This window comes from Mesomycoplasma molare, assembly GCF_024918955.1.
Taxonomy (GTDB): Bacteria; Bacillota_I; Bacilli_A; order Mycoplasmatales; family Metamycoplasmataceae; genus Mesomycoplasma_A; species Mesomycoplasma_A molare.
In genome coordinates this window covers 739,863-751,134 of sequence record NZ_CP103423.1, presented here as the reverse complement: position 1 = coordinate 751,134, position 11,272 = coordinate 739,863, and the positions used below count along the sequence as shown (strand labels likewise).

The window sequence follows — 11,272 nt, the reverse complement described above, 5'->3', positions numbered from 1 at the left end:
TTATGAAAGATTTCATTTTTAACAAATTAAAAAAAATAACTAATAAAAAGTTTGATGAAAATAGTAATATATATTCTATTGGGGTTGATTCTTTAGATTTAGTGGAAATGATAACTGATGTAGAAGAAGAATTAAATATTTCTATATTAGATGAAGAATTAACTAAATTAGAAACAATAAAAGATGTTATAACATTATTAGAAAACAAAAAAAATGCAAGTTAATTCTTGCATTTCCCTGAATGCAAAATCAAGTGCACCACTATAATGTAAAATTAAAAAGTGGTTGCACTTGATTTTTTAAATAAAAAAACACTCTATAAAAATTTAAGACAACATACTTTTTATTGAAAGGATCATATGAATTATAATACAACAAAGCATTATTCGCATTTAAATGCTGAAAAAGATTTTTAATAGAGAAATTGTTTTATAAAAAATATTCAATTAGACAAATTGCTAATTTTCTTAATGTCAATCACTCAACAGTGTCAAGAGAATTAAAAGAAATTCAAATTTTTACGGATTTTATGATCATTTAATAGCAAATGAAAAAGCCAAAATAAGACATAAACATAAAAGATTGTTTTTCTTTTCTCAAATGGATGATTATAAAGAATTTAGCAAACTTATTAAAGATAATTTTAACAAAGCAACATGCGGAATAAAAATGACTTACAACTTAATAAAAGAAGGTATTAAAAATATTAAAATCCCTTCGCTAAGGACTGTTTTTAATTGGATTAATACAGGAAAATGAGTATTAACTAATAAAGATAGATTAAGAAAGCACTATACAAAAGGCGGAAAAAGAAAAAATAACGTTATTGAAAGACTTGTGCAGTCAAATTATGTATTTCCTATTTGAGCTAGACCAAAACATATTGATTTAAGAGAAACATTCGGGCATTGAGAGGGTGATTTAGTTATAGGTAAAAAATCCGCAGGCCATTCTAGTCTTTTAACTTTAGTGGAAAGAAAAAGTAGGTTGGGAATAATTGTGAAAGTATCAAGTAAAAATCCATTTTATATAAATAAAGTGCTTTATGAAAGAATAAATACACTAGAATTACCTGTTGAAAGTATTACTTTTGATAATGGAATTGAATTTAATGCGGTTGGAATATTAGCGAAAAAATTAGGAATTAAAATTTATAAAACCGATAAGTACGCTTCTTTTCAAAGAGGAACTAATGAAAATTTTAACGGACTTATAAGAAGAGTTTATAAAAAGGGACTGATTTTAATAAAGTCTCTCGAGAAGAAATATTAAATCTTGAAAAAGAATAAATTTTATGAATAGAGACATACTAGAAGGTAAATGTGCTTTTGATGTATATGAAGAAGAATTAGAAAAATTAAACAAATATTAATTAAAACTATTAAAAATTACAAGATTATTACAAGAAAATAATGAAAGGGTCGAAAAATTTCGCCTCATAATTTTTATTAATTTCATTAATAAAAACCGCTTTACAAGCGGAATTAAAAGAAGGGGATATCCCCTTCACCACCCCTTAATAGTAAATAGGGGTATAAAATATTATAAATTGTAGTACAATGTTTTTATAATAAAAATTACTGGTGCACTTCAATTTGCATTTTAGGAACGTAAAAAAGTTAATTTTTTATGTTTTTTCTTTGAAAATTGTTTTTCTGTTTACTTTAAAAAAAAAAAAAAAAAAGTATAATTAAATTTTAAGTTATAAAAATTTTTAAATTAAGGATATATTATGGAAAATATAGAAAATAAACAAGAACTAAAGGAAGAAAAAAAGCGTAAAAAGAAAAAGTTTCTTTTATTTTTAATTCCTCCTTTATTTTTACTAACAGCAGCTTCAACAATAACTGCAACTGTTTTAATTCTAAATAAAGATTCTAAAAATCCACAAGCTAATAGTTATTCTTCCCGCTATAATTACAATAAAAAAGGAGATATACAATTAGAAGTTGCGTTACCAGCAAGTGCTACATTAAAGTATAAAAATAAAAAAATATTATCTGTATTCATGGATGAAAATGGTAAAAAACACTATGTAAAATCCTCAGTTGATGAAAACGGTAAATTTTCATTAGATACTTCAAGCTTACCAAATCCTGGAGAATATAATTTACTAAATATTATTGATCAAGAATCAAATAATTCTATTATGTCAAGAGAAGAATTTCCAGAAGAATTAAAGGAAACTATTAAAAAACCCGCTGTAAGCGGAACAGTTTCTTATGATTCAGAAACAAAAGATAAAATTCTTAATTTAAGTTTAAATAAAGGATTAGTAAACAAAGAATTAGAATTAAGTTTTGTAAACGAAAAAGGAGAAGTTTTTACAACAAAAGTTCAAGTTTCTGAAAACGGTGAACTTATTTTTAACTCATCTGTTTTACCAGAAGGATCAAAATGAACTTTAAGTAATATTAAAGATGTTGAAGGTAATTTAGAATCAGTTGTTAATATCGATGATATGCCTGAAGATTTAAAAACAATTGATAAACAAAACTATAAAAATACATTCTCAAGCGACGAAACCGGTAATACAAAATTAAACTTAAACTTAGGAAATGAAAATGCTAATAAAAATGCAGTAGCAATTTTTAAAGATAAAAATGGTAAAGAATATAAAGTTGAAGCAACTACAGATGAACAAGGAAATGTTTCATTTAATACTTCAAGCTTACCAAATCCTGGAGAATATAGTTTAGATAGAGTTGTTGAAAAAGATAATGAAAGCAATGTTTTAAAATCTAACGAAAAACTAAGTTCAATTGAAAAAAGTTCTATTAAAAAACCAGAAATTAGCATCCAAAAAGACTTAAGCGATTCAACAGGTTCAACTATCAACCTAGAGTTACATCCTTCAAGAGCAAATGAGGAAGTTTCACTTCTTTTTAGAGATTCAAAAGGAAATGAAATTAAAATTCCAGCTACAGTTGGTAAAGATGGAAAATTAATTGTTAATACTAATGATGCTTTACCAGAAGGCGAAAAATACACTTTAGTTTCAATAACAGATTCTAACAATAATAAAGTAGCAGATTTATCAAATGTTGATAAAGAAGATTTAACAATTGATAAAGTTAATTACAATGATGGAAAAGTATCTAGAAATGAAAATGGTGACATTTTAATAAATGCTAACTTAGGTACTGAAAACTCTAATAAAAAAGTTAAAGCTGTATTTGTAAATAAAGAAGGTGAAAAATTCGAATTAGAAGCAACTACGGATGAACAAGGAAACGTTTTCTTTTGATACTTCAAGCTTACCGAATCCTGGAGATTTTAATTTAGAAAAAATAGTTAATGAAAATGATGAAGATATTTTAGATAATAATTCTTTATCTAATTCTCAAAAAATTAATATTAAAAAACCAGAAGTTAACTCTTCAATATTAGAAGATGGTAAAGGTGCAAGGGACTTAAAATTAAACGTTTCTAACGACTTAATAGGAAAAGAAATCGAAGCAACTTTTACTAATTCTAAAGGCAAAAAAATCAAAACTAAAGCTACTGTTGATGCAAACGGAGATCTAATATTTGATACCTCAAATAATAATGTTTTCCCAGAGGGAGAGACATACACTTTAAGTTCTCTAACTGATGAAAATGATAACAAAGTAGTAAATATATCTAATTTAGAAAAACCAATCACTTTAGTTAAAACAGGAAATAAATCAAATGGAAAACTAGTTGAAAAAGCAGACGGATCAAAAGAATTACAATTTGATTTACCGGAAAATAGTAAAGCAAATGGAAATATCGCAAGATTTATAGATGTAGATGGAAACATAGTAGAAGTAGAAGGAACAATAAATAGTGAAGGAAAACTAGTAATAGATTTAAGTTCTCCTTTATTAAACCCTGACAAAATTTATACATTAGAATCAGTTGTTAATAAAGATACAAGTCCTGAAACTATTATTGTTTCTAAAGATGATTTACCTGAAGAAATTCAACAAATTAACGATGACAAAGAAGAAGCTAAGAAAATAATATTTAGAAATTGAAATATTTCTGATTTAGCTACAACAAAAGCAAGTATAGAAATTGCATTTGCTGATGAAAATAACTTAATTAGTCAAGATTCAAATTTTGTATTAACTATTGCTAAAAAAGAAGAAACAGAGTCTAAAAAATCAATAAAAGCAAAAGTTAATTTAGAAAAAAATAAATTATTCTTTGACTTTACTGAGTTAGAAAGCAACACTTACTATATTTTTGATTCAATTAAACCTGAATTCACTAATAATAACATTTCTTTTTTAAATGAATTAGCAAATAGCGAATTTAAAACTCCAGAATTTGAAGTTGCTGTATGATCTAACTTTAGCACTACAAATGTAACTAATAATTCAGTAACTTTAAACTTTGAATTCGATGAATCTAATTCAAATCCATTAACTAATGAAGAACAAATTACAGTTCACTATGTAAAAATAAATAATGACGGAACTGAAAGTGATGAAATGAATTTCATTATCACAAAACAAAGTAGAACTCATAATTTAGAAAGTCTTTCAGGAAATACACTTTATGTTGTAAAAAGACTTTCTATTCAAAAAAATGAAGTAGAAACCAATTTATTTAAAAATGATGTAACTAAATTAACTCAAGAATTTAGTACAAATGCAACTCCTATTGATGTATTATTTGATTTAAATGATGAAGTTAATAACATAATTACACATAATCAAGTAAGATTTATGTTTGGTTATACAGATAATGATCAAAAACTAGAAGTTGGAAATCCAGTCGAATTAGTGTTTAAAAAAGTTAATAGTGAAATTGAACTAAAAACTTTAGGTAGAGTTGTTGAAAATAATAAAATATCAATTAATGTTGACAATTTAGAAGCAAATACTAGATATACATTAGTTAGATTAACTACAACTGCTAAAAATAAAGGTTCAGCACACGTATATTCCTTTAATGAATTCCCTGAATCTTCTACATTTGAAACTAAAAATGAAAGATTTGAAGTTTCAAATGTAAGAAATTATGAAGAATATAATGGTTCAGAAACTACAAGAAAATTTGTTGTGTCATTAAATAGACAAGGAATTGAAGCAAATAATAAAAATGCTAAGATTATTTTTAGATCTCAAACAGACGGTGTAGAAGTAGAATCAGATGTATTAAACTTAGGTGAAGGCATACATCAATTAACCTTTACATTAGATAATTTAACTAGAAATAGAAAATACATTTTTGATAGATTAGTTTATGGTGAAAACAGCAGCTTTAATAAAAGATTTTTAAATGATAATGCATTAGATTTTAGTTTTATAACAACACCAGGTGTAACAAACTCCATTTTAGAGGGAACTGTAAATTCAATCGCCCAAAATATTGCAACCATAAAAGTGAAATTAGCTTCTGAAGATAAAGTATTAGAAGTAGGTCAAGAGGTTGAAATTACTGTTGGTAAAAAAGAAAATAGAACTTCAGATACAGATGTAAAATTAGTTTCTAGAATTGAATTAAATAATGATGAATACTTTGTTACATTTAATTTAGAAAACCTAACAGAGTTTACTGATTATAATGTTTATGCGTTAAAATTTGTAAATAAACCTTCCAAAGCTTATGAGAATATAAATGCAACAACTGATAATTTAATTAATTTACCGGAAAGCATTATTGAGTTTAAAACTAAATTAGAACCTAAAGTGGAAACTGAAAGCGTTATTACTTTAGTAGATTCAAATACCAGAGATGAAAATGCTAGAGGAAAAAGAATTTTAGAGCTTTCTTATGACATTGAGGGAACATGAACTAACGTTGACTTACCAGAGGATTTAATAGATAATTCTTTAGAAAATAAAGGAATAAACATAGTTTATAGTGGTTCAGCTTCCTTAAAAGATGGAACGACAGGAACAGATAGTATTACTGCAAGTGATATAGACTATGATAAAGCTTCTAAAACAATTAGATTTAAATTAAAAGGAGCTAAAGCTGCTTATACATATAACTTACAATCATTTACATTTAGTCAATACAAACATAGTTCAACAACAACCGAAAAAACTGATAAAGTAATTGATACAACTAATGCAAGAAAAGAAAGCCATATTGCTGTTGGTTATGGTTGAGAATACTTAGCATTTGACGCTGCCACAACATATTGACCTAATGCAAATTCCGGTAGAGAAGATGATACTGTTTCTATAGGGTTTCAAAGAGGTATAGAGGCTAATGATTTTATTAGAATGTTTAATTACATTAAATTTAAAACTCCAACTCAGGTTCAAACAAATATAGGAAAAACACCTGGAGAAAAATGGTTAGAAAATCTAAAATCAGAACTAACTAAAGTTGTTAATCAGTCTTCTAGATTGAATAAAAAGAGACACTATGGATTCGGTACTTTATACGCAATACAATTAGGTAGAAAATGAGAAGATGAAGCCACCCTTTATATTGATAGAATGAAAGCTAATGCAGATTCAATTAATAAATATTACAAACCTATTTTAGGAGGAATGGGTCCAGATTCTTCTCCTCTTGCTAGAAATGTAATGGATTATAGTTGAAAATTTGCTTACATTGATTCATATTTAATAGCAATTGATAATATTATAGAGCATGTACAACATTTTGAGACTGTGCCCGAAGATCAAATTAATAATCCAACAGATACAGTTGATACAGTAAATCTTTATTCTATGCATCCGAGCGGAACTACATTACCTGCAAATTTTAGATAAAAAAAACATCCAAATTGGATGTTTTTATTTTGCATTTTTCATAGAACGCATAACTGCTTTTATTTGAGTTTCAGAAGCTTTTCTTCCCATTTGAAGAAACATAGCACGAATCATTTTCTCGTTTATTGGAGGGTTTTCTTTTATTTGTTTTTCAAACATTTTTTTAGATACTATTATTCCAATAATAGCTCCTACTATAAAAAGTACTATAGCAACAGATATGACTATTCCGATTCAACCACCTAAACCAACTCCACCAGCTTCATAGACAATATTTTCGGTTGTTGAATCACTAAAAAGTTTTAACATATTAAAATCTCCTTGTGATTATCATTATAATTATACTTTATTATTTTTTATTTAATAGAATTAAATTTTCGATATGAAAAGTTTTAGGAAACATATTCACTATTTCTATGTATTCTATATTGTAGTTTTCTTTTAATAAATTTATATCATTAGCTTGAGTTGCAATATTACAAGATAAATATATAATTTTTTCAGGAAGTAATCTACTAATTTCTTTAACAACTTCTTTTTTTAATCCTGTTCTATCAGGATCTACAACAAAGACATCAAAAAAATTATTTTGTGTATTTTTTAAAAATTTGTAAACATCTTGCTTTACTGGTGTGATATTTTTTAAATTATTTAATTCAATGTTGTAAATAAAGTCTTTAAAAGAAGAATCATTAATTTCTACTGCTGTAACACTTTGAGATTTATTAGAAATAAAAGCAGCTATAGTTCCTATCCCTGAATAAAGATCTAGTATATCTTTATTTTTTGGGATTAATTCTTTAATTTTGTTATATACATATAAGCAAACTTCTTTATTCACTTGATAAAATGACCCTATACTGACTTTAAATCTTAAATCTTCGAGTGAATCAAAAGTATAAAGATTTTCTTTTTTATGTCCCTCAATTCTTGTTTCAAGATCTCTAATTATGATTTTGCCTTTTTTAGTGCTTTGAGGTTTAATATTTGTCAAAAGAAAATCATCTAAATAATAAATTTCATTTGACTTCTTCTTTTTTAAACCGCCATCGAAAAGAGTTATTTTATTTCTATATCTTAATTCTTTTTCACCTTGGAAATAATTTATATCTTCTATTTTTAAATCAATATTAGCTATTTTTTTAAATGTGTTTATTAAGTTATAAATTTTATATTCTTTTTCTGCCTCTTTATTCATATGAATTAGTTCATATCCACCAATAAATTCATAATTTTTTGGTAAATTATAATTTCGATTAATAGAAGGAGAAATTAATTTTTTAAGTTTACCAATATAGTATTTTTCTTTCTCTTCGACTATTTCAAATTCTATTTCTTCATTTAAAATGGAAAAAGGAATATATATAGGTTTATTTTGATATATACCAACTCCTTCTCCACGTTGGTTATAATAAATTATTCTAGTTGTCATTTGAAAACTCGCTTTTTATATCACTTATAACTTCTTCTTTTTTTATCATTCAATCTAATAATTTAATTTCTTTTAAATTATATTTTTTAGCAAGTAAAAAGTTATTCTTATCTTTTTCTAAAATGTAATTTTCATAAGAATCTAGATTAGAATAATCATTAATAAATAAACATAATATTTTATTATTTTCATTACTTACTATTGCTAGATCAATTTTTTGACTACCCACTGAATAATTTTTAAAAATAGAAAGGTTATTATTAGCAAAAAATGAATCTTTTTGTAGTTCTAAATAAACTTTTTCTTTTAAATCGTTTAAAACTAAATTAGAATTATTTGTATTTTCTATTTCGCTATTTAAATAATTTGTTCTTTCTTCGTTTGATAATTCTAAAAATAATAATCATTTTTTAAATAAACTTACATCTTCGTTTTGAATAGAAGCATCGATTTCATCTGCTTTTAAAGATTTAATAACAATTATTTTTTCTTTAGCTCTAGAAATAGCAACATTAAGTGCATTTTTTCCGCCAGAACGAGATACATAAGTAGAGTGCAATGAAGTAGTTTTATCATAAACAACAGATACTATTAATAAATCGGCTTCATCTCCTTGAATATTTTCAATATTTTTTAATAAAAGTTTATTACTATTTATCGCTTCTTCTAAAAGCGGTTCATTATTTAATATCATATTTTCAATTAGTTCTCTCTGCGCGCTATTAAAAGTTAAGATAATAATTTTTTTGTATTTATCAATATTTAATTTAGCACGTTCGATTGTTATTTCGGCTTCTATTTTGTTTGTTTTATCTTTATCTCAAATACCATTTGTTTGAATAACTTCGATAGAATCAGATTTATTTTCTGTAAATTTATCAATAACATCTAACTTTGAGTTATAAAAATGTTTAGAAGAAAAAGTCATTAAAGAAGCATAATTAGAACGATAATTTTTATCTAGTAATATTGTGTGAACACCTTTATAAACTGCATAGTTTAGTATAGATTCAATATCTCCTAACTCGACATCTTCAGCATTACTTCTTGTTGAAAATCAACTAGTTGGTTGCATTTGTTTATCATCACCAGCGAAAATTTTGATTTTAGCTAAATAAAGCATCGGAAAGGCTTTTTCTATAAAAATTTGTGAAGATTCATCTAATACAACATAATCGAATTCGTTTTTTTCTCATTTGTTTAACTCGGTATCGACAGAGGAAATTATTATCGGGAATAACTCTTTTATAATTCTATGATGCTCTAAAACAAATTTATAAGGATCTCTTTTTCCGTTTCTTGCAATTACTACAAATTTATTGTAAAGCTTTTTCATTTCTTTATCTTCTTGTAGTTGTTGCATCCTTTTAAAGATTCTATAGAAAACGAAATTTACTATATCATCTTCGTCTGTTAGTTCTTGTTTATTGTTTTCAAAAACAAATTCATAAAAACTATTAATATTAGAAACTTGCTCTAAAGTTAAATTGGATATATTTTTAGTTAATTCTTGAATATTACCTTTAAAATTTTGAATTTCACTAATTATGATTTCTATATCTTGTTTGTCTTCATCAGAAAATTTAGTAAATATTTTCTTTATCAAATTTAATTTTTTACCTCTTTTAGCTTCTAATATAGCCCATTTTAATTTTTTTAAATTTTGAGGTGCATTTTTGAGATCTAAATTGATATTTTTACTTAATTTATATAATGACTCAATTGTCTTTTCTGAAAAATTATTAATATTTCTTTTTAAGAAAGAAAAAGAATTAAAGTTTTCTTCTAAGTTTGAACTATTTTTAATATTTTTAAATAAATCTATATATTTTTTTTCATCATCATAAATAATTTTTAAAGTTTTAATTATTGATTTATTATTGAAGTTTTCTAGAATATCTATAAACTTTAAAATAGGTTCATAAAAACTTTTTTTGTTCATTGAATTATCATTAAGAATAAATAAGCAAAAAATAGATAATTTGTTCATTCTTTCTTTTAAAACGTCAAGGGCAGCTTTTTTTTGGGAAACAATTAATCCAGTTTTATTAAAAGCTATTATATTAGCGATTATATTAGAAATTGTTTGTGACTTACCTGTTCCGGGAGGACCTCAAATAATTGTATTTTGTAATAAAGCAGAAACGGTTGCTTTATCTTGAGAAAAATTAGTTTTATTAATTTTAATAAAATTGAAATGCTCTTTTTCAAAAATAATTTGATTAACTTTATTTTTATAATTATTTTTATTAAAATCCACTTCTAGTATTTGATCAAATTCATCATTTTCAATGATTTTTTCCATTATTTTTCTTTGGTGACTACCAAAAGAATTAAATATACCTAATATAATTCCTGGGTGGAATTTTAAATTATTATCAATGTCTTTGTCTGCTAATTTTATGAAATTATTTAATATATTTTGAGTATTATAGTTTGTTCATTCTTGTTTAATAAGATTTTCTAAATCACTAATTGAATAATTTGAAAAATCTTCATCAATATCAAATATAAAATTTCCCTTTTCTAATGCTCAAATTAATTTTTCATTTAATTTAATATCTCCATTAGAGAAAAGAAAAGCTTGAGAATTAGAAAATTCAATATTTACTTCTTTAAAAAATAAAGGAGCATATAACTTTCTTTTTTCAATTTCGACAGATACGAACATAAAACCTATTTGCATAGGTCAGATGTTTCTTTCTAAATTTATATTTTTAGCTTTATTTAAAAACTTTTTTCATCTATGATTTTGTGTTTGAATTTTTTCTGCTATTTCATTTTGAATTTTGTTTTTAGAGTTTTCAAAGTCTTTTTCTAATTTGCTTTTTCATTCATTAGTTAAAATGTTTTTATTTTCTAAAAAAAGATCTTCCATTTCTTGTATAGATCTTTTTGAGTTAATATTCTTTTCAATGTTTTTTAAATTATTTTCTGTTAAAGGAATTTTAAAATTAGAGAATTTGTATATTTTGTCTAAATTTTTATCATCTAGTAGTTTAAAAATATCTACAAAATCTACTTCATTTAAGTTAACAAATAATGAAGTATCAAATCTATCTACATTAAATAAATTATCTAAAATTCTCTTGTAATTTTCTTTATTTTTTTTAGCCATTTCAAATCTGTCGGTCAT

Annotated in this window: 8 protein-coding genes; 5 read left to right on the top strand and 3 right to left on the bottom strand. The window is 24.6% G+C overall.

Going from position 1 to position 11,272, the window contains the following annotated elements:
- The first annotated feature begins 2 nt into the window (after positions 1–2).
- The 5 genes from NX772_RS03480 (at position 3) to NX772_RS03465 (ending at position 6,704) form a co-directional block, all read left to right on the top strand.
- Positions 3–224 carry a phosphopantetheine-binding protein gene (locus NX772_RS03480; protein ID WP_027123425.1) on the top strand — a complete coding sequence of 74 codons (222 nt, stop codon included), beginning with the start codon at positions 3–5 and terminating at the stop codon, positions 222–224.
- A gap of 200 nt (positions 225–424) precedes the next feature.
- Complete coding sequence (locus NX772_RS04025) at positions 425–541, top strand: helix-turn-helix domain-containing protein (RefSeq protein WP_416388937.1); 117 nt, start codon at positions 425–427, stop codon at positions 539–541.
- A complete protein-coding gene (locus tag NX772_RS03475) occupies positions 499–1,272 on the top strand; it encodes an IS30 family transposase (protein WP_259429422.1) in 774 nt (257 codons plus the stop codon). The genes NX772_RS04025 and NX772_RS03475 overlap by 43 nt, the downstream gene beginning before the upstream one ends.
- A gap of 460 nt (positions 1,273–1,732) precedes the next feature.
- Entirely contained in the window at positions 1,733–3,280 is a 1,548-nt protein-coding gene (locus NX772_RS03470) for a DUF1410 domain-containing protein (protein ID WP_027123142.1), read from the top strand.
- Positions 3,222–6,704 carry a DUF1410 domain-containing protein gene (locus tag NX772_RS03465; protein ID WP_027123141.1) on the top strand — a complete coding sequence of 1,161 codons (3,483 nt, stop codon included), beginning with the start codon at positions 3,222–3,224 and terminating at the stop codon, positions 6,702–6,704. The genes NX772_RS03470 and NX772_RS03465 overlap by 59 nt, the downstream gene beginning before the upstream one ends.
- Before the next feature lie 24 nt (positions 6,705–6,728).
- On the opposite strand, the gene NX772_RS03460 is transcribed toward NX772_RS03465, so the two are convergent.
- The 3 genes from NX772_RS03460 to NX772_RS03450 are packed head-to-tail and all read right to left on the bottom strand — an operon-like array spanning position 6,729 to position 11,272.
- Positions 6,729–7,013: a YneF family protein gene (locus tag NX772_RS03460; protein ID WP_027123140.1), complete on the bottom strand. Its 285-nt coding sequence runs from the start codon at positions 7,011–7,013 to the stop codon at positions 6,729–6,731.
- A gap of 40 nt (positions 7,014–7,053) precedes the next feature.
- Positions 7,054–8,136 carry a class I SAM-dependent RNA methyltransferase gene (locus NX772_RS03455; RefSeq protein WP_027123139.1) on the bottom strand — a complete coding sequence of 361 codons (1,083 nt, stop codon included), beginning with the start codon at positions 8,134–8,136 and terminating at the stop codon, positions 7,054–7,056.
- The gene (locus NX772_RS03450) at positions 8,126–11,272 is read right to left on the bottom strand and encodes an AAA domain-containing protein (protein ID WP_051542117.1); all 3,147 of its coding nucleotides are present in this window, start codon (positions 11,270–11,272) and stop codon (positions 8,126–8,128) included. Before NX772_RS03450 ends, NX772_RS03455 begins: the two co-directional genes overlap by 11 nt.